Consider the following 19,953-nt stretch of genomic DNA (forward strand, 5'->3'; position numbering starts at 1 on the left):
TCAGTGCTCGCCGGGCGCGTTGCGCTGCGACGGAGGTCGTCCGAACGGCTTGATGCGCGATTGTGGATCGACCGCGTCACGATGGCGGGCCGCGGCTCCGGCCCACCACGACGGCTGTGCGAAGGTGCGCCCCATGTAGTCGCGCCAGTTCTCGGCGTTCGCGTGGCGCTGCGGCGCGCCTTGCTCGTCCCGGACCTCAGGCGCCGCCGGAATCGGGATCATTGCTGAGACCGGCAGGCAGCCGTGTTCCGATAGAAACGTTGCATGGCCATCGCCGCGCGGGTCCCGCCCCACTGGCCGGCCGAGTAGGTGACGATCGCGCTCGGCTTGTAGGAAACAGCGAGCTGCCGACGTGATTGAGCGGTTGGGCCAGCGCCGGACTCATGCGGTGGTTGTATCCCGCGCTCACCAACACGTAGCTATCCGCTGCGTCGATGCGTTCGGTCAGGGACTGGAAGGAGGCGGGCACGTCACGTCGGCCGTAGGCGAAATGCGGCTTGAAGCGGGGCTGAAATCGAAATCCAGCGGATCGATCCGTTCGATCTCGTGGCCGTCGCCGCGGGCCTCGATATGGCGGCCGCAGGCGCGGGCCACGCGCAGACCAAGGCGCGCCGGTTTCGGCAGCGTGCTGTCGCGAGCGCTGCCAAGAAAGACGAGATATTTCATGATCGTATCCGAACGGGCCCGGCGCTCGAACGGATACTGCCGGGTGTAACTGTGACCGGTCGCGACGGTGCGATTACGTGGGTATCGTTCAGACGCCGGGTGATGCCCGCGACGGGTCGCGAGTGGATTGGCCTTCGCGCCACGGCCAGGTCGACAGCCGCACGTGCCAACCGGCCGGCGTGCGATACGCGAGGCTGACCTCCACGGCCGCCCGAGCGTGGAGCGATGTCTTCGACAAGGTCTCGGCGCCGGCGAGCAGTTCGTGCGCGCTATCCAGTGCGACGCGGGGCGTGATGGCCATGGCATGATCGCCGTACTGTAGCCAGCGCGGCAGCCCGGTCTCGTCGAAATGCGCCCGCGGCGCGGCCGTATGAGCCAGGGTCACACGTTGCCACAGCTCGCGATAGAGCCCGCGGGGGTGGCATTCCTCGAGCGTGTTCTCATCGACGAAGCGCATCTCGCCGATGTCCTTGTCGAGCGTGGGCGCGAGGTCGACGAGCCGGTGCCAGGTACAGAAACGGCCTTCCACGCGGGTGAGGCCCGCGAAGGCGGTCTGGCGGGCGATCCAGGCGAGCTGATCCCGGTCGCAGTCGGCGAGCGTGGCGACGCCGGTGAAGTCGGGCCGGTCGGCGGGCACGCGCAGGTCGGCGTGCCAGTCGCCGGCCTGCAGCCAGAATACCTGTGTGTCGCGGTCGACGAAACCGGGTTCGCCCTCGGCGGGTTCGGCGTAGAGCGTGCGCCGCCACAGGCCGTGGTAGCGCGTCGGGACATGGCTCATGTCGGCGGCCGCTCGCCGGCTGGATGTGCCGATCCGGCCGGCGGCCGCGACCCGCGGGAACGTCGCTGCGCGCCTGCCCTTCGGATCGTGGTGCGACTTGGCCGCAGGCGCCGGCTTCGCGCAGTCGGTCCAGAGCGCGCACGCCGGCAGATTCTCGTGTGCGGCAACGTCGCACGGCACAGGACAACGCAGAAAGCCGGCCGCGTATTCGTGACCCGCCGCACTATCCGGCCTCGTCCTTGTGGCGCGCGTGCTGGCCCAGACTACCCGCGCCGCGCGCGCCGTCGGGTAGGGCGATCTCACCGGCGGCCAGACGTTTCTTGAGATAGTTGAAGGTCTGGATGGTCTGTGCCCACAGATGATCGCCCGCCGCGAGCGGTTCGTAGCGCGGGGTGTCGCCTTCGGCGATCAGCTCCGGCAGGGGCGCGACCTCGGTGTGATAGTCGGCGGCGAAGAACAGCGGGAAGCTGTAGCGCTCTTCGGCGACCTTGCGTACCCGATGCGAGGTGGCCACGAACGCGCCGTTGGTCCAGATCTCGAGCATGTCGCCGATGTTCACCACCAGCGCGTCGTCGCGGTAGGGCACGTCGACCCATTCGCCGGCGCCGTTCATCACTTCCAGGCCGGGCGCGGTCGGGCGCAGCAGGGTGAAGCATTCGTAGTCGGTGTGCGCACCAATGCCTTGGGCGTCGGTCGCGTTCGGGTCGAACGGATAGTGGATCAGGCGCAGCTGACTCGGCGGCTCGGTGACGTGGCCCAGCAGCGCGTCGTATTCGAGGCCCAGGGCGTGCTCGAAACCGCGCATCAGCGCGCGCCCGACATCGAAGACATCCTGGTAATAGGCATAGACGTCGTCGGCGAAGCCGTCGAGATCGGGCCAGACGTTGGCCCCCAGCATGGGCGTGCCGGCCACAACTTCCGGATGGTCGGCGGGTAGCTCGAAGGATAGATCGAAGGCTTCCTTGGCATCGGCCTTGGTCGGGTCAGGAGCTTCCTCGCCGGCGGGTACGTAGCCGCGGTGGTTGTCGGACTTACCGATGTAGTAGCGCATCTTGTCGTCGTAGGGCAGATCGAAGAAGCGCTGGGTCTGTTCGAACAGCGCGTTCTGGCGCGCTTCGCTGATGCCGTGATTGACCACGTAGAAAAAGCCGACATCGCGTGCGGCGGTGGCGAGTTCCTCGGCCACGGCCCGGCGCGCGGTCTCGTCGGCCGCGAACAGCGGGCCGATATCGATGGCCGGGATAGACTGGAAATCGGTGGGCTGGCGTGAGGTCATGTCGGCCTCCTGAGCTTTGATGAGCGGTTGGGCTGAACGGATTCGGGCGGGATGCGGGACGTGATCATTCGTCTTCGAGCACGACCACCGGCTGGCCGGCGGCCACCGCGGCGCCTTCGGCGATCGGCAGGCGAGCGACGCGCCCGGCCTGAACGGCGCGGACCTCGACTTCCATCTTCATGGACTCGACCAGGGCGACCAGCTGGCCGTCCTCGACGGCCTCGCCTTCGGCGACCTGCAGCTTCCACAGGCTGCCGGAGACCGGGCTGTCGATACCGGTCTCGCCCGCGGCCAGGGCCTCGGATTCGGCCGGCTCGGGAATATGGTCCTCGAAGGTGAACTGGCCGTCAGCCCGCCAGCGCGCCATCTCCTCCTGGAAGGCGGCCTCGCGGCGTTCGCGAAACGTCTCGATGGATTCCTGATGGGCATCGAGCCAGGCTTCGTGTTCGGCCAGCGAGAAGGTGACCGTCTCGGTTTGCAGGTCGAAGCGCCCGTGCAGGAATTCGCGCCGGATCTCGGTGAGTTCGTCGTGGCTGACTTCGTAGAAGCGCAGCTGGTCAAAGAACCGCAGCAGCCAGGGATTCTCGAAATGGCGCGTCTCGCGATAGCGGTTCCACATCTGCAGCGTGCGGCCGACGAACTGGTAGCCGCCCGGGCCTTCCATGCCGTAGACGCACAGGTAGGCGCCGCCGATGCCGACCGAGTTCTCGGCGGTCCAGGTGCGCGCGGGGTTGTACTTGGTGGTGACCAAACGCTGGCGCGGGTCGAGCGGTGTGGCTACCGGCGCGCCGAGATAGACATCGCCCAGGCCCATGACCAGATAGCGGGCATCGAAGACGATGTCGCGGATCTGGTCTTCGTTGTCGAGCGCGTTGATACGGCGGATGAAATCCAGATTGCTCGGACACCAGGGCGCGTCCGGGCGCACGGTGCGCTGGTAGATACGGATCGCCTCGTGGCAGGCCGGATCGTCCCAGGACAGCGGCAGGTGCACCACGCGCGATTCGACCTCGAGCTGTTCGACGTCGCGCAGCGCCCGTTCGGCGTGTTCGAGATGTGCCAGCAGATCGGCCAGCGCGAGCGTGTTCGGGTCGTAGTGGATCTGCAGCGAGCGGATGCCGGGGGTGAGTTCGGCCATGCCGGTCAGCGGGTGCTCGCGCAGCCACAGCATCCAGGCATGGGCACGAAAACGCAGCGCGATCTCGAGCGCCATCTCGCCGAACTCGATCAGCAGGAAGTCGTCGCCCGCACGGCGGTAAACGATGCGCTCGCCGGCCTCGGCCGCCGGCACCTCGCGCAGCACCGGGTGGCTACGCTCGGCGACGAGGCTCGGCGCGCGGGTGGCGGCGAGCGTATCCAGGCGGGCCTGCCGATCGGCCTCGAGCGCACGCGCGGTGTTCAGCGATACCGGTACGAAGCGCACGCTGTCGCCGGCGGCGAGCTGGCCGAGCTTCCAGCGCTCGGCGCGCACGGTGGTCGCGGGGCAGACGAAACCGCCCAGCGACGGTCCGTCCGGGCCCAGGATGACCGGCATGTCGCCGGTGAAATCGATGGTGCCGAAGGCGTATGCGTTGTCGTGGATATTGGACGGGTGCAGCCCGGCCTCGCCGCCGTCCTCGCGGGCCCATTCGGGGCGGGGGCCGATCAGGCGCACGCCGGTGCGGTTGGAATGAAAATGCACGTCCCAGTCGTGGTCGAAGAACGTGTCGATATCGTCTTCGGTGAAGAAGTCGGGCGCGCCGTGCGGGCCGTAGAGAACGGCGATCTCCCAGTGGCGCCCGGTCTCGGTGGGCGTGCCGAACACGGGTACGACATCCGCGGGCAGGGCGCGGGGCGTGATCGCATTGCGGGCGGCCAGCGGCAGGACATCGCCGCTGCGCAGGGCGCGGCCGACGTGGCCGCCGAACTGGCCGAGCGTGAAGGTCGCACGCGAGCCGAGATAGGGCGGGCTGTCGATGCCGCCGGCGACCAGCAGGTAGCAGCGCGCGCCGCCCGTGATCTTGCCGAGCTTGAGCTTCGTCCCCGCGGGCACGTCGAGCACGCGCCAGAGCTCGACGGGCTCGTCGTCGAGCGTGGCGGCAATCGGCGCGCCGGCGAGCACGATCTGGGTGGCGCGGTTGAAGCGCAGCGTCGGCCCGGTCAGCGTTAGTTCGAGTCCGGCGGCGTCGTCGGCGTTGTCGAGCAGCCGGTTGCCGAGCCGGAACGACCAGTCGTCGAACGGCCCCGACGGCGGCACGCCCACGTCCCAGTGGCCGGTACGCCCGGGCACGTCCTGGATCGTGGTCATCGTGCCGGGGGCCAGCACTTCGATGGTCGGCGGCGCCCATTCCAGGTCGGCCAGCCAGCGGGTATGGAAATCCGCGCGTTCGAAACGGGCGTCGCGCAGCACTTGCGACAGCCAGGTACGGTTGGTCTCGATGCCGTAGACCCGCGAGGCCTCGAGCGTGGCGGCCAGGCGCTCGACGGCCTGCGCGCGATCGTCGGCGTGGACGATGACCTTCGCCAGCATCGGATCGAACAGCGGCGATATCTCCAGCCCGGCCTCGATCGAATGATCGATGCGCAGGCCGTCGCCGGTCGGGAACGTCACCTCGGTGAGCAGGCCGGCAGAGGGGCGGAAATCCTGGTGCGGGTCCTCGGCGTAAAGACGCGCCTGTACGGCATGGCCGCTCGGGGCGAGCTCGGCGCGCAGGGCGGACAGATCCATGGCCTCACCGGCGCCCAGGCGCAGCATCCAGTCGACGATATCCACGCCCCAGACGGCCTCGGTCACGCCGTGTTCGACCTGCAGGCGCGTGTTTACTTCCAGAAAGAAGAAGCGCTCGCGTACGGCATCAAAGATGAACTCCACCGTGCCCGCGCTGCGATAATTCACCGCTTCGCCGAGGGCGACGGCGGTTGCGTGCAGTTCGGCGCGTACGGCCTCCGGCAACGCCGGTGCCGGGCATTCCTCGATGACCTTCTGATTGCGGCGCTGGGTCGAGCAGTCGCGCTCGCCGAGGGCGACGACTGTGCCCGCGCCGTCGCCGAAGATCTGGACTTCTAGATGCCGGGCGGTGGCGATATAGGCCTCGACGAACACGCCGGCATCGCCGAAGTTGCGCTCGCCCAGTCCGCGTACGGAATCGAAGGCGTGCGCGAGCTCCGCCTCGGTCTCGCAGACCTGCATGCCGATCCCGCCGCCGCCCGCGGTGGATTTGAGCATCACCGGATAGCCGATACGGGCAGCTTCGGCGGTGGCGGCATCAACGTCGTGGAGCAGCGCCGAGCCGGGTACCAGCGGCACCCCGGCGTCCTCGGCGATCGCACGCGCCTCGTGCTTGAGGCCGAAGTCCCGGATCTGGTCGGCCGTCGGCCCGAGAAACACCAGGCCGGCCTGTTCGCAGGCGGCGATGAACTGCTCGTTCTCCGATAGAAAGCCGTAGCCGGGATGGATGGCCTGGGCGCCCGATTCGCGCGCGATGGCGATCAGCTTGTCGATCGCCAGATAGGTGTCCGCCGCGCCGCCCTCGCCGAGTGAGTAGGCGGCATCGGCGGTGGTCACGAACGGCGCGTCGCGGTCGGCCTCGGCATAGACGGCGACGCTTGCGATGTCACGGGCGCGCAGGGTGCGCTGGATACGGGTGGCGATGGCGCCGCGATTGGCGATCAGCACGGTGTCGAACATGGATGACGATCCAAAGGTCGATGCGGGTCGTCCCGCCGGGGTTCGCAGCGCCGCGGGGTCGTCCCCGCGCGCGGTCAATAGCGGGCGCTCAGTCCCAGATCAGCACTTCCAGCGGCGTCGGGTTGAAGCCGCTGCAGGGATTGTTGAGCTGCGGGCAATTGGAGATCAGCACGACCACATCCATCGCGGCCACCATCTCCACGTACTTGCCGGGCCCGGAGATGCCGTCGTCGAAGTACAGCTCGCCGTTGGCGGTGACCGGCACGTTCATGAAGAAGTTGATGTTGTGGGCGATGTCGCGCTTGGTGATGCCGTACTCGGGGTGGTTGGCGATCGCCAGCATCCAGTTGTCGCGGCAGGAATGCATATGCCGCTTCTCCAGGTCGTAGCGCACGGTGTTGGACTCGCTGGCGCAGGCGCCGCCGAGGGTGTCGTGGCGCCCGCAGGTATCGGCGCTGATCGTGAGCATCACGTTGGTCAGGTTCGAGCGCAGCTCGCTGCCGGTGGTCAGGTAGACCTTGCCCTGTTCGCGCACGGTATCCATGGCGCTGTAGCGCTCGGATGGATCGGCGGCGTTGAAGAACAGGGTATCGGCGGCCTCGTTGCCCTCGACGTCGACGATACGAATCGTCTGGCCGGCCTTGACCGTGCCGATGTAATGGTCGCCGGCATCGATCAACTGGCGAAAGACCGCGTTTTCCTCGCGTTGCTGGCTTGCGATGGTCATGAGTGCTCCTTGTCGTATCGTCGGCTTCAGGCCGCGCCGAGGTAGTACAGGCGGTTGTTCTCGAAGCCACGGGCGTTTTCTTCGCAGTGGTTCAGGCAGACATCGTCTGCGGCCACGGGGGCGGCTTCGCCGAGGGCGATATCCACACCGCGCCTGGGGTATTCGGCGGCTGGATCGAGCGGGTGCGGGCAGGTATGCAGGGCCACGAGCGTGTCCATCTCGAAGCGCAGGGTTACGCTCGCGCCGGCCTGGCAGTGGCCGGCGACATAGCTCAGGTTGCCGTCGTCGTCGGCGACCACCTTGCTGAACAGATTGAGATTGGCCGCCAGATCGCGCGCGCCCAGGCCGTACTTCGCCAGTTCGATGAGGAAGCTGTCGTGGCCGGTCTGGGTGCGGTCATTGAGCGCGGCCTGGAAGCTGACCGGCTGCCAGCCCTTGTCGATCATGTGGCGAGCGTGCAGGTTGCCGCCGACGCTGTCGTGCCAGCCGAGATCGTCTTCGATAATCGAGGCGAATATGCGGCCCATATCGGAATACAGGCAGTTGCCACGGGTGAGCTTGAAGGTGTGCTGGCACTTGAGCGTGTCCGGCAGGTTGAGCCGCTCCAGCAGGTTTTCCGGGTTGTACATGAGCAGGCCGACGTTGGTGTCGGGCTCGTGCGCGGTAAGCCGCATGGTGGTGCCGCGGCGCAGGCGCAGCGACCAGTGTTGGCCGCCGGGCAGATGGGTGGTGTAGGCGGGTTCGCTCATGAGTGCATGTCCTCCTCGATTTGCTTGGCCTGGGAAGGCGCGTCCTCGCGGTTGCGTTCCACGTCCAGGTCGTAGGTGATGGTGGCGCCGTACGCCTCGGGGGCGTGCGGGTCGTCCCGCCACTTGTCGAACACCCAGACCCGCGTCCCCAGCGCGAAGGCTTCGTCGATGTCGTGGGTGATCATGAAGATGGTGAGCTGCTGCTCGCGCCAGAGGCGGGTGACCAGCTCATGCATGTCCTGGCGGATGCCGGGATCGAGCGCGCCGAAGGGTTCGTCGAGCAGCAGGATGCGCGGGCGCATCATCAGCGCCTGGGCGATCGCCAGGCGCTGCTGCATGCCGCCGGACAGCTCGTGCGGATACTTGTCGAGGGCGTTTTCCAGGCCCACTTCGGTCAGGCGTTCCAGCGCGGCCTCGCGGGCCTGACGCCGACGGCTGCCGAACAGCTTGCCCAACAGCTTCGAGCGCGACAGTTCCTCGGCGATGAGCGTATTGCCCAGCACCGTCAGATGCGGCAGCACCGAGTACTTCTGGAACACCACGCCGCGGTCCGGCCCGGGCTCGCCGGGGATCGGTTTGTCTTCGACAAGCAGCTGGCCGCGGGTGATCGACTCCGTGCCCAGCATCATCTTCAGGAACGTCGTCTTGCCGCAGCCGGACGCGCCGACGATGGTGACGAACTCGCCGGGCTCGACGCTGAAGTTCAGCCGTTCGAGCACGACGTCGCGCCCGTAGTGCTTCTCCAGTCCCTTTGCTTGCACGAGACTCATGACGCGGCCTTTTCGTCAACGTGATACCAGGGGAACGACCACCGCGAGATCCACAACAGCGCCTGATCGATGACAAAGGCGAGCAGGGTGATCCAGGCCACATAGGGCAGGATCACGTCCATCGCCAGATAGCGGCGGACCAGAAATATGCGGTAGCCGAGGCCCTCCTGGGCCGCGATCGCCTCGGCCGCGATCAGGAACAGCCAGGCGCTGCCCAGCGCCAGCCGCGTGGTCGAGATCAGGCGCGGGGTGAGCTGGGGCAGCAGCACCCGTAGCATCACCTGCCAGGAGCTGGCGCCCAGTGTCTGGGCCTTGATCCGCTGCTCGTTGGGCAGGCGCAGGGCCTCGCCGGTGAGGTCGCGAATCAGAAACGGGGTGATGCCGACGACGATCAGCACCACCTTGGCCATTTCCCCGGTCCCGAAGGCGATGAACAGGATCGGCAGGATCGCCAGCGGCGGGATCAGCGAGACCACCGTGATCAGCGGCGAGAACGGTGCCCGGAACAGCGGCAGGCCGCCGCTTAACAACCCGAAGACGAGGGCGGCGACCGCGCTGATGCCGACGCCGATACCCAGTCGCTGCAGGCTGGCCGCGGTGTCAGCCCACAGCGGGATGGAGCCGGTCCGGACGTTGGCTTCGGTGGCCATCCCGGCGAAGGTTTCGGCCATCTGCGCCGGTAGTGGCAGCAGTCGGTCGTTCGGATTCTCGGCGTGGCGGGCGTTCGAGACGCCCAGGTAGACGAAGGCGATCAGCAGAAACGGCAGCAGCGCCAGCGCCACCCGCGCGGCCCGGCGCGGCTTGAGATTGATCAGTCGCTTCATGACAGCGTCTCCGGCGGTCGAAATAAGAGCGCGGCGGGCGTTGGCCCGCCGCGGGGTCGACCGTTACCGGTTTTCGGCGACTTCTTCCGTATAGCGCGGCTCGAACCGCAGCTTGACGTTGGAGTCGCTGCCGTAGGTGCCCGCCGGCGTCTCGATGCCGATGACGTCCGGCGACGGCGCGCCCTGGCCGAGCAGGCCGTGCTTGAAGCTGAATTCGGCGACGCGCTGCATGGTCTCGAGCAGCTCGTCGTCGTTCATCAGCTCGGCGGCCTCGGCCGGATCGGTATAGAGGTGGGTCGCGTCGAGCTGTTCGCGATAGCCCGCGACGTCGGTGCCGGCGGCTTCGGCCATGATCTCGAGCGCTTCTTCGTCGTTCTTGGCGATATGGTCCATCACCTCGTACCAGGCGCCGGCCAGCGCCCTGCCGAAGTCCGGGTTGTTCTTCAGCGTCTCGGTGTTGACCACCATCATGTCCAGGATCTCGCGCGGGATCTGCTTGGATGTGTAGACGACGTGGCTGTCGGGCATCTCGTCGATCGACATCAGCTGCGGGTTCCAGGCCGCGACGGCGTTGACGTCGTCGTTGGCGAACACGCCGACGATGTCGGCATCCGAGGTGTTGACCGTTTCGATGTCGCGCTCGGTCAGGCCGACGGAGTCCAGCGCCCGGGCGAGGAAGTAGTGGGAGACGCTGAACTGCACGAGATTGACGCGCCGGCCCTCGATATCGGTGAGATCGTCGCTGCCCTTGAGCACGATGCCGTCGTTGCCGTCGGAATAGTCGTTGATCAGCAGTGCGGTCGAATCCACGCCCGAAGCCGCGGGGATGGTCAGCGCATCCATGTTGGTCATGGCGCAGCCGTCCATGTTGCCGGAGGTGTACTGGTTGACCGACTCGATGTAGTCGTTGATCTGGACCACCTCGATATCGATGTCGTACTTGTCGGCCCACTTGTCGACGATGCCCGCCTTGTCGGCATAGGCCCACGGCATCCAGCCGGCGTAGATGGACCAGCACACGCGGAAGCTGTCGCGGCTGCCCTCGGCCGCGTGGACCGGGGCGAAAGCGGAAAAGACCATCGTCACGATGGCGAGGAGAGTGGCGATGCGGTAACGGGCGGGCATGGAAAGCCTCCGGTTTGCGGCGGAAAAACACGGGGGTACCGGTAGCAGCGCTGCCTGGTGACCTCCCGGGCTTTTGTCCCGCCGTGTAACCCCGCAGACCGTGTCAGCCGGCGAGGTCGACCGCTCTCGGACCAGTCGCTGCCGATCTCTCGGCAGCCGGAACCCTAGCGTTCCATTGCATATCTGATTGTGTGGCAGCTGAAGCTGCCGATACCCGATCTATGTCGTCACCCGATACAAAGCAGGATTCCTGCCAACTTGCGTCGTTACTTTTATTTCAGCGACTTAAGGGATGGCTTCACGCTCGGAGCCGGTTTCGTCGCGGTTGGCTGTTGCGCCTTGATCGCGCGTGATGCACCGCTGCGGTGCGTTCTGCTGGTGCAGGTCATGCTCAGCGCTCGGGCTGGTCGCGCGAGCGTGAGATCCGGAGCTCCTGGGCGAGCAGATGACGCGCCAGTTCGACCAGGTCGCCGATGCTGTCGACCACGGCGTCGGGGCGGTCCGGGTGTCGGGTGGTGCCGGGGAAGATCCGGTCGAGCCATGCCTGATCCCAGCCCGCGCCGTTGTAGAACACCGCGGTCACGCCCGCACGCTTGGCCGCGATGACGTCGGTGGTGGAGTCGCCGACGTACCAGGTGTGCTCGTCGGCGTCGCGGCCGACGTTGCGCAGCGCGCACAGCAGCAGGTCGGGATGCGGTTTGCGGTGGTCCACGTCGTTGCCGCAGGTCAGGGTGTCGAACAGATCGGCCCAGCCGGTGCCGTCGACAATGGCGAGCTCGTGGTTCATGAACTCGCGGTTGCGGTTGGAGATCACGCCCAGGACGAGGCCGAGCGAACGCAGGTGCTCGAGGTGGGCCCGGATATCGGGCTCGAGCGGGGTCACCTCGCCGACGAATTTGCGGTAGGCCTCGTCGAAGGCGCCGTGCGCGCGCTGCTTGGCGTCAGGATTGTCGCCGAACAGCACCTCGAAGATGTCCGTGCGCGAGATCCTGCGCTCGGCGACGATGCGCGGGTGCAGCGCACGGTTGTCGCGGACGTACTTGACGAGCTTCGCGTCTTCGATGGTCTTGGACTGATCGGGCGAGAGCAGTTCGTCCAGCAGGCCGAGTTCGTCCAGCCGCGGCAACACGTCGTCGACGGCGTGATACATGGCGTCGTGGGTGTCCACGAGCGTGGCGTGCCAGTCGATCAGGATGACCGCAGGCGAGGCATGCGGCAGTTGGCGAATGCTCACGATCTGGCTTCGGTTTGGATCTCGGAGCGGGCGGCGGCGTGTCGGTTCCGGGCGGCAAGTGGCCGGCGGCGATCGAGCGCCGGGCCGGCCCGCCGACGGCGATCGCCGCCGGCGGATGGCTTCGAGTCGGGTTCGCCCCTGCCTCAGGCCGGCAGCGCGCCGGTTTCCTTGGCCTTGTGCGTCGAGATCGCGTCCATGAGCTCGGGGGCCAGCACGTCATAGGGCTGCAGACCGAGCTCACGCAGGCGATCGCGTACCGCGCCCATGTTGTCCGGATTCTCGCCGGTCTCGATGATGGAAGAGACGAAGGCAGCGAACTTCGGCTCCGACCAGCCGGACTCCGAGGACAGCTCGGTGTGGACGAAATCCAGACCGTGGAAGGGATGATGCCGATCCTCGATACGGCCGAACATGTGCACGCCGCATTCCTTGCAGGCGTGACGCTGGATGGCCGCGCTCGAGTCGACCACTTCGAGCTTGTCTTCGTTCTCGACTACGCTTACCGCGTCACGGGAGACGACCGCGATCAGGGCGAAGCGGGCGCCGTCCGGCTTCCAGCACTTGCTGCAGCCGCAGGCGTGATTATGGGCGGTCTGCGCTCCGACCTTGACCTTCACCGGATTGCTGCTGCAGTGGCAGCTGAGCGTGCCGCCGGCGAAGTTCTCGCTGCCGGGTTTGATGCCGTTGTCGATGGATGGATGGATCGCCGGTTTGCCGTTCACCGTGCCGCCCGATGCCGGCCCCTTCGACGTCGAACTGTCGGCCTGTGGCGGTCGTGCGGCGGTGTCGTCGTCGCTTTTGCCGGTCAGGGCGTTGATGATCTTCCTGAGCATGATTGTGCCTCCTTCTCGCAGAGCGGTTTATTGATATCGGGTGTCATCGAGCGTCGCGATCGACGCCTGTGTCGATCACGCTCGATGCATAACCACTCGTACTATCAGGTGCACGACCGCTTCTGTCCAATAGGGATTGTGCGCGCCTCGCATAACGCGCTGTTATGCGAGGCGTCGCCGCGGTCCCGAATGCGGAGACGCGGGCCGCCGTTCAGGCCGCGTCCTGATCTTCCGCCTCGGCGGCGAAGTTCTCCACCATGTCGAGCAGAATCTGGGCGCTTTCGATCTGATAGGCGTCGATCTCGTCCTCGCTGCCGGCGTTCTGCGCACGCAGCTCCTGTTCCTGCGGGGACTCGCCCTCTTCGCTTTCCTCGAACGCTTCGTAGTTCTCGAAGGGGGGCTTGCCCTTGGCTTCGCGCTGGGCGTTGGCCAGTTCCAGGCTGCGCTGCTTGATGGCCTCCTGTTCGGCGCGGCGCTCGGCCAGGTTGAGCGATACTTCGGTGCGCTGACTCTGCTCGCGGGCGAGTTCGATCCGATTGACCCGATACTGGTAGTCGGCTGCATCGGCGACGCGCGCCTCGTGCTGGCGCTCGAGCGTGTCGATCATGCCCTTGAGCTGATTCGACTTGGGGTAGACGGTCGGCTCGATGCGATCCCAGGGCAGCGCGTTCGGCAGGGCCGATTCGCCGATCTTCTCCGGGTCGACCGTGGCGGGGAAGGAGATGTCCGGGGTCACGCCGCGATCCTGGGTGCTCTCGCCGGTCACGCGATAGAACTTGGCCTGGGTCAGCTTGATCTGGCCCTCGGACAGCGGCAGCAGGGTCTGCACCGTCCCCTTGCCGAAGGTCCGGGTGCCGAGCACCAGGGCGCGCCCGTAGTCCTGCAGCGCGCCGGCCACGATCTCGGAGGCCGAGGCGCTCAGCCGATTGACCATGACCGCGAGCGGGCCGTCATAGAACGGGCCGGAATTGCGATCGCCCAGCACCTGGGTCTCGCCCTCGGCGTCCCGGATCTGGACCGCCGGGGCGGACTTCATGAACAGGCCGGTGAGCTTCATGGCCTCGCCCAGCGCGCCGCCGCCGTTGTTGCGCAGATCGAGCACGACACCGGCCACGTCCGCCTGCTTGAGTTCGCGGAGCAGCTTCTTCACGTCCTCGGCGGTGCCGTTGTAGAACGAGGGCAGGGCGATCAGACCGACCTTGACGGTCTCGCCGTCGCGTTCGAGTTCGATGATCTGCTTGCGGGCGGCCTGATCCTTGAGCTCGATCTTGTCGCGTTCGAGCGTGACCGTCTTGGTCTGGCTGTTGTCGGCGGGCGAGACCTGCAGACGCACGGTGGAACCCTTCTCGCCGCGGATGAGCTGCACGGTCTCGTCCAGACGCATGCCGACCACGTCCACGAATTCGCCGTCCTCGCCCTGGGCGACGGCGGTGATGCGATCGGTGGGCTTGAGCTTGCCGGACTTGGCCGCCGGGCCGCCGGGAATGAGCCGCACGAGCTCGGCGTAGCCGTTCTTCGAGCGCAGCTCCGCACCGATGCCCTGCAGCTGCAGGTTCATGTCGATGTTGAAGTCCTCGGAGCGCCGGGGCGAAAAGTAATCGGTGTGCGGATCGTAGCTGTGGGTGTAGGCGTCCATATAGGCCGAAAACGCGTCCACCGGCTCGGCCTGGCGCAGCTGCTTGAGTTCGTTGGAATAGCGCTGGGTCAGCCGTTTCTGGATCTCGGCGTCGTCCAGATCGTCAAGCTTGAGATTGATGATCTGATTCTCGATCTGCTGGGTCCACAGTGCCCGGCGCGCGGCCGCATCCTCAGGCCACGGCGCCTCCTCGCGGTCGACGTCGAAGCTCTCGTCATCCGTGATGTTGAAGGAGTCGATGCCCTGCTTGATGCGGGCCAGCGCCCACTGGTCGATCTGGATGCGGCGCTTCTGGTAGGTGTTGTAGATGTCGAAGGCCGCGCGCGTCTCGCCCTCCTTGAGTTCGTCGTCCAGCGCGTGTTCGTACTTGTCGCGCAGGCGCTCGATGTCGGATTCGAGAAACACGCCGCGGGTGCCGTCGAGCTCGTCGATGTAGGCGTTGAAGAACTTCTCGGAGAAGTCGTCGTCGAGCGTGACCTTGTTGTAGTGATTCTCCTGGAGCTGCTCGACGATCTCACGATCGATCTCGTCCTGATTGTCCTCGGGCTCGAGCGGCTGGTAGCCGTCGGCTTTGCCGCCGCCGGCGTCAGGCACCGCCTCGGGCGTGTCCGAGGCGCAGCCGGCCTGTGCGAACAGGGCGAGGGTCGTCACCAGGGTCAGGGCGAGTTTGCGCATGAAGAACTCGTTGTCGTTGGGGCATGTGCGAACCGCCTCGACGGATTCGCAGTCGCGGCCGCTGGGGGGCCGCTTGTGTGCAATGGTCGTGTGTACAGGCTTTATCGCGCGACGGATTCACGATACACGATCCGAACCTTTCAGCTGGACAGTTCGAGCCGGGGAAATGTTTCTGCAGCGGCTTGTTTCCGACGCGTCGAGGCCGTCGCAGGCCACAAGATGCCTGTTTTCACGCGACCGTGCCAGAGATCGGGTCCCGATGCGCTCCGGTTCAATCCGTAGTGTCGACAGCGCAGGCGGCTTCCGGGGGGCCGCCCTCGGGCAGACGGAAGAAAGTGAGCTCGTGCTTGTTGTGCGCCAGATGCAGCAGTCGAGCGCCCGGAATCGCCAGAAAACGCGCGCAGAGGGCAGCGTCGACCGGCCCCTGACACTTGACCGTGATGATGACCGCGGCGCGAGGGCAGGCCGCACACCAGTAGCGCGCCAGTTCGAGCAGCCGCTCGGGATAGGCGATCAGGTCGGAACAGATCCAGTCCACGGCGCCCACATCGGCCGCGCGCACCGCGAAGGCGTCGCCCGCGCGATGCGCGACCTCCGGCCGGTCGGCCAGCGCCGGCGCCAGCTCGGCCCGGTCGACCGAGATCACCGTGGCGCCGAGTGCGGCGAGCACCCAGGTCCAGCCGCCGGGCGCTGCCCCCAGATCGAGACAGCGATCGCCCGGGCCCGGCCGTCGGCGGGCCAGCGTCAACGCCTCCCAGAGCTTGAGATAGGCGCGGTTGGGCGGGTTGTCGCGATCCTCGACGAAGGCCGGCGTTCCGTCGGCGAAGGCGCTGGTCGTGACCGGCGAGGCGATGAGCGTGTGCCGGTCCCACAGCGTCCAGCCGCCGAGCGGCGCGGTCGGCGGATCGGCCGGGAAGGTCAGGGCGCGAAAACGGATCGGCGGTAGCCGGTCGGCGATCAGCTGCGCCCGGCGATGATGCGCCACGCGATGCAGCGTCCAGTTGCGCTGGAGTGCCCGCAGCGCCCGTGCACCGTCGCCGATGGAGTCGATGGTGATCGTCCGGGGCGCCAGCCAGCTGTTCCGGGCCCAGGCGGCCGGCCGCGCGGCGCCGGCGACGAAGACCAGATCGTCGGCGACCGCCACCACTCGCTCGCCGCGCTGCGATATCTCGTCTATCAGCGCGTCGACGTGGTCCGCCGCGGCGACGTGGATCACGTCGTGACCCGTGGGCGTGCCCGAGCCGGACGCAGCCATCCCTACGCCAGGATCAGCCGGAGCGCCGGCAGCAGCAGGATGAGCGCGAGTGCGCGGGCGAAGGTCTTCTGATTCACGCGGTAGTGCAGCCGGTTGCCGACGAGTATGCCGAGCGTGATGCCGGGCACGGTGGCCAGCGCCATCAGGGCGAGCTCACCGCTGAGCAGCCCCAGCTGCGCATACACGAGGTTCTGCACCACGGTGCCGAAGAAGAAACCCATCGTGAGCACCGAGCGGGCCAGCGCCTTCGGATAGCGCAGGCTGACGTAGATCAGCAGCGGAATCGGCGAGACGCCCACCGCGCCGACGATCACCCCCGAGACCAGGCTGCAGCCGCCGAGCGCGGCGCGCTCCGCGCTTGAGGCCGGCGGCGCCGTGCTCGGTGTCGGCGTGCGCCAGAGCATCAGCGCCACGTAGACCAGAATCACGCTGCCCAGCCCGCGTCGCAGCAGTTCCGCAGGCAGGAACGCCAGCAGCTGGGCGCCGATGACAACGCCGACGGACAGCCCCAGCGCCGCGACCGGCCCGCGGCGCCAGTCCATCTCGTGCCGGGTCAGCCAGGCGAGGATGAGGTTGGGCACCATCACAACCATCGCCACCACTGGAATGACCTCGCGAAACGGAAACAGCATCACCAGCACGGTGGCGGTGACGGTACCCGAGCCGAAGCCGGTCAGCCCCTGCGCGCAGGCGCCGGCCAGCGCGGCCAGATTGAACAGCACGATCTGCATGTCCGGGCGTCTCTCCGATGGGCGGCCGTGCAGGAGCGGCGGCGCGACAGGGTAACCGAGCCCGCCCGTCGGCGTCGTGCGCGGCCCGTCGCCTCGACGCGCATCGAGGCGGGTGACGGCAAGCCGGCGAAGAGGCCGCGTGCGGTACAGTCGGCGTCCGCTTCGGCCGTATCGGCGACCGCAGCGCCCCGGGCGCCCGGATCGATATCGGGGACTGCTAGGGTCGCCAGTGTGTGCGCAACCGCCTATGCCGCGAGACCGGCGCCACCCCTACCGCGAGTGCGAAGCCGTGAGCGACGTCGCCCCGCCGCTCGAACGGCACGATTCGCACACGAATCGGCGGAAGGCCACACGGGCGTGCCGGACGACGGTCGCGGTGGCGGGGCGGCCGTGTCCGCTGTCCGTGGCCGACAGGCGCGCCGGTGCGACGCCGTCGGCCTTGGGAATGTGGCGTGCCGGCGCCCGGCCTGATCCAGGTCGCGGATGAGTTGGATCGCAGGAGGCGAGCACGACGCCTGGCGATATCTGCCGTGCCGGCTTGCCTGGCGTGCCGCGACGGCGGATCGTGGGCGATCGCCAGCCGTGGTCGGCCGCCGGCAGCGGTTCGAGCGCGTCCGGCCGGCCGTCGCGCCCCAGAGCGCGCGTTGCGGCATGCGGAATGGCCAGCGCCTCGATCATGCCCGTGGCGCTCGCCCCGAGGCGACGGTGCGCGGGCCATACCCCGCCGCGCCGTCCGGCGGTCAGAGGGGGTTTGTGGTGCTCGAGCACGGTCCCGGCTGACGCGTGCCGGCCGGGACCGTTCCACATCCGTAGAATCGGCGGCATGATTCGACCACCACGTTACGCGATTTCACGCACGTGCGCCTGACTCGTCTGCAGCACCTGGCCGCATTCGACCGCCTGGCCGACAGCCTGCGCGTGCTCATCGCGCTGGCCGGCGTGGTGGTGTTCACGGGGCTGCGGGACGACCCGCACGAGCTGATTCCCCTGCTGCTGGGCGTGATCGCCAGCGCCATCGCGGAGACCGACGACCACTGGCGTCACCGGGCCCGGGCGCTGGCCGTGACCCTGCTGTGCTTCTCTCTGGCGGCGCTCACCGTCGAAGCCCTGTTCGGCCACCCCTGGGCGTTCGCGCCGGCGCTGTTCGCGGGCTGCTTCGTGCTGGTGATGATGGGAGCGATCAGCGGCCGCTACGCGACCATCGCCAACGCCACGCTGCTGCTGTCCGTCTACACCATGATCGGCGTGGACCAGCACAGCCAGCCCGGGGCGCCGTTCTGGCGCGAGCCGCTGCTGCTGGTGGCCGGGGCCGGCTGGTACGGGGTGCTGGCGCTGGCCTGGAACGCGGTGTTCGTGCACCGCCCGGTGCGCCATGCGCTGGCGCGACTGTACGACGCGCTCGACGCCTATCTGGACTGCAAGGCCGAGCTGTTCGAGCCGGTGCGCGATCCGGACATCCCCGGCAAGCGCATGCGCCTGGCGCAGGCCAATGCCCGGGTCGTGGCCGCGCTCAACGACACCCGGCTGGCGCTCATCGATCGGCTGGAGGGGCGATGCTCGCGCTCGGCCATGGATGCCAACCTGCGGCTGTATCTGGCCGCTCAGGATATCCACGAGCGCGCCAGCTCCGCGCATTATCCCTACCAGGCGCTGGCACGCGTGTACTTCCACAGCGATCTGCTGTTCCGCTGTCAGCGTCTGATCCGGCAGATGGGGCGCGCCTGTCGCAGCCGGGCCGAAGTCCTGCGCGTCGGTGAGCCGTTCACCGATACCGGCGGGGTGGAGCAGGCGCGCGCGGATTTCGAGGCCGCCATCGAACACCAGCACGCCGCGCCGTCGCCGGCCGGGGAGGATCTGCGCTACGCCGTCGACGAGCTGGCGGGCAACATGGCGCGGCTGGCCGAACGCGTCGGCGCGGCCCACGACGCCGCCGAGGACTGGCCCGACCGCGTGCTGCAGAACCCGCTGCCGCGCACCCCCGCCGAGTCCTGGCGGCGGGTCACGGTCCAGCTCACCCCGGCGTCGTCGCGCTTTCGGCACGGGCTGCGGCTCGCACTGGCCATGCTCGCCGGCTACGTCGTGCTGGAGCTGGTGCATCCGGATCAGGGCTACTGGATCTTGCTGACCACCATGCTGGTCTGCCAGCCGGACTACGGCGCCACCCGCCAGCGCTTCGTCCAGCGCGTGGGCGGGACCGCGCTCGGTCTGGTCGTGGGCTGGGCGCTGCTGCGTCTGTTCCCGGCACCGGAATTCCAGCTATTGCTGATGATCGGTGCCGGCGTGGCCTTCTTCGCCGCGCGTTTCCGACGGTATTTCGTCGCCGCGGGTGCGATCAGCGTGTTCGTGCTGCTGGCCTTCAACCAGGTCGGCAACGGCTTCGACCTGATCTTGCCGCGCCTGCTGGATACGGTCATCGGCGGGGCGATCGCCGCCGCGGCGATGCTGCTCGTGCTGCCGGACTGGCGCGAGCGCGAACTGCACCAGCGTCTGGCCGAGGCCCTGGCCGCCTACGGCCGCTACCTGCGCGCGATCTTCGCGCAGTACGGCAGCGGCAAGCGCGACGATCTCGACTACCGTATCGCCCGCCGCGACGCCCACAACGCCGACGCCGCGGTGAGCACCCATGTGGCGTCGGCCCTACGCGATCCGCGCGGCTCGCGCGGCGACAGCCGCGAAGCGCTCGCCGTGCTCGCCTGCGCGCAGACGCTGATCGGTCACCTGTCCACGCTGGGCGCCCACCGGGCGGCTCTGGACGCGCGTGACGACAACGCCCGGCTCGCCGAGGCGGTGACCTATGTCGCCGATAGCCTGGAGGAGGCCGGCCATGCGCTCATTCGCGGCGAGCCGATGCCGGTCGACAGCGACCACGAGGCGGCACTGCGGGCCCGTCTCGCGGCCTGGCCGGCGGACGACGACGGCACGCGACGCCTGCTGGCGATGCAGCTGCGGCTGCTCATCGACGAATTGTCGGTGCTGCGCCGCATCGGCCAGGCCCTGGTGCGCTGAG

15 protein-coding genes, 1 pseudogene and 1 riboswitch are annotated in these 19,953 nt (G+C 67.8%); of the genes and pseudogenes, 1 reads left to right on the plus strand and 15 read right to left on the minus strand.

All coding sequences use genetic code 11. The annotated features are described in order from the left end of the window. From SAOR_RS17335 to SAOR_RS12480, 15 genes and pseudogenes are all read right to left on the minus strand, one after another. Positions 1–666 (minus strand): annotated as a pseudogene (locus SAOR_RS17335) (NADPH-dependent FMN reductase). A gap of 88 nt (positions 667–754) precedes the next feature. After that, a complete protein-coding gene (locus tag SAOR_RS12415; protein ID WP_123631711.1) occupies positions 755–1,444 on the minus strand; it encodes a hypothetical protein in 690 nt (229 codons plus the stop codon). 223 nt (positions 1,445–1,667) lie between these two features. Further along, positions 1,668–2,720, minus strand: coding sequence for an isopenicillin N synthase family dioxygenase (locus SAOR_RS12420; RefSeq protein ID WP_123631712.1), 1,053 nt, complete (start codon positions 2,718–2,720; stop codon positions 1,668–1,670). Positions 2,721–2,784: 64 nt separating this feature from the next. Next, positions 2,785–6,387 (minus strand): urea carboxylase, encoded by a 3,603-nt coding sequence (gene uca / locus SAOR_RS12425; RefSeq protein ID WP_123631713.1) that lies wholly within the window; start codon positions 6,385–6,387, stop codon positions 2,785–2,787. 88 nt (positions 6,388–6,475) lie between these two features. Continuing rightward, the gene (locus tag SAOR_RS12430) at positions 6,476–7,114 is read right to left on the minus strand and encodes an urea amidolyase associated protein UAAP2 (RefSeq protein ID WP_123631714.1); all 639 of its coding nucleotides are present in this window, start codon (positions 7,112–7,114) and stop codon (positions 6,476–6,478) included. Positions 7,115–7,140: 26 nt separating this feature from the next. After that, a complete protein-coding gene (locus tag SAOR_RS12435) occupies positions 7,141–7,863 on the minus strand; it encodes an urea amidolyase associated protein UAAP1 (protein WP_123631715.1) in 723 nt (240 codons plus the stop codon). Further along, positions 7,860–8,633 carry an ABC transporter ATP-binding protein gene (locus SAOR_RS12440; protein ID WP_123631716.1) on the minus strand — a complete coding sequence of 258 codons (774 nt, stop codon included), beginning with the start codon at positions 8,631–8,633 and terminating at the stop codon, positions 7,860–7,862. The genes SAOR_RS12435 and SAOR_RS12440 overlap by 4 nt, the downstream gene beginning before the upstream one ends. Next, complete coding sequence (locus SAOR_RS12445) at positions 8,630–9,457, minus strand: ABC transporter permease (protein ID WP_123631717.1); 828 nt, start codon at positions 9,455–9,457, stop codon at positions 8,630–8,632. Before SAOR_RS12445 ends, SAOR_RS12440 begins: the two co-directional genes overlap by 4 nt. Before the next feature lie 63 nt (positions 9,458–9,520). Next, the gene (locus SAOR_RS12450; RefSeq protein ID WP_123631718.1) at positions 9,521–10,582 is read right to left on the minus strand and encodes a putative urea ABC transporter substrate-binding protein; all 1,062 of its coding nucleotides are present in this window, start codon (positions 10,580–10,582) and stop codon (positions 9,521–9,523) included. Between the two features lie 60 nt (positions 10,583–10,642). After that, positions 10,643–10,761: riboswitch (guanidine-I (ykkC/yxkD leader) on the minus strand. A 212-nt stretch (positions 10,762–10,973) separates the two neighbouring features. Then, positions 10,974–11,816: an HAD family hydrolase gene (locus SAOR_RS12455; protein WP_123631719.1), complete on the minus strand. Its 843-nt coding sequence runs from the start codon at positions 11,814–11,816 to the stop codon at positions 10,974–10,976. A gap of 143 nt (positions 11,817–11,959) precedes the next feature. After that, positions 11,960–12,649 (minus strand): S-(hydroxymethyl)glutathione synthase, encoded by a 690-nt coding sequence (gfa, locus tag SAOR_RS12460; protein ID WP_123631720.1) that lies wholly within the window; start codon positions 12,647–12,649, stop codon positions 11,960–11,962. Positions 12,650–12,860: 211 nt separating this feature from the next. Then, on the minus strand, positions 12,861–14,960 hold the full coding sequence (locus SAOR_RS12465) for a carboxy terminal-processing peptidase (protein ID WP_123631721.1): 2,100 nt from the start codon (positions 14,958–14,960) through the stop codon (positions 12,861–12,863). Positions 14,961–15,231: 271 nt separating this feature from the next. Then, the gene (locus SAOR_RS12470; protein WP_123631722.1) at positions 15,232–16,215 is read right to left on the minus strand and encodes an SAM-dependent methyltransferase; all 984 of its coding nucleotides are present in this window, start codon (positions 16,213–16,215) and stop codon (positions 15,232–15,234) included. Positions 16,216–16,217: 2 nt separating this feature from the next. Continuing rightward, positions 16,218–16,946, minus strand: coding sequence for a sulfite exporter TauE/SafE family protein (locus tag SAOR_RS12475; RefSeq protein WP_123631723.1), 729 nt, complete (start codon positions 16,944–16,946; stop codon positions 16,218–16,220). Positions 16,947–17,216: 270 nt separating this feature from the next. Beyond that, positions 17,217–17,624 (minus strand): hypothetical protein, encoded by a 408-nt coding sequence (locus SAOR_RS12480; RefSeq protein ID WP_123631724.1) that lies wholly within the window; start codon positions 17,622–17,624, stop codon positions 17,217–17,219. Between the two features lie 180 nt (positions 17,625–17,804). Here SAOR_RS12480 and yccS point away from each other — a divergent pair, with 180 nt between their 5' ends. Next, positions 17,805–19,952, plus strand: coding sequence for a YccS family putative transporter (gene yccS, locus SAOR_RS12485; protein ID WP_123631725.1), 2,148 nt, complete (start codon positions 17,805–17,807; stop codon positions 19,950–19,952). Position 19,953 lies beyond the last annotated feature (1 nt).

Source organism: Salinisphaera orenii subsp. orenii MK-B5, assembly GCF_003788635.1.
Classification (GTDB): Bacteria; Pseudomonadota; Gammaproteobacteria; order Nevskiales; family Salinisphaeraceae; genus Salinisphaera; species Salinisphaera orenii.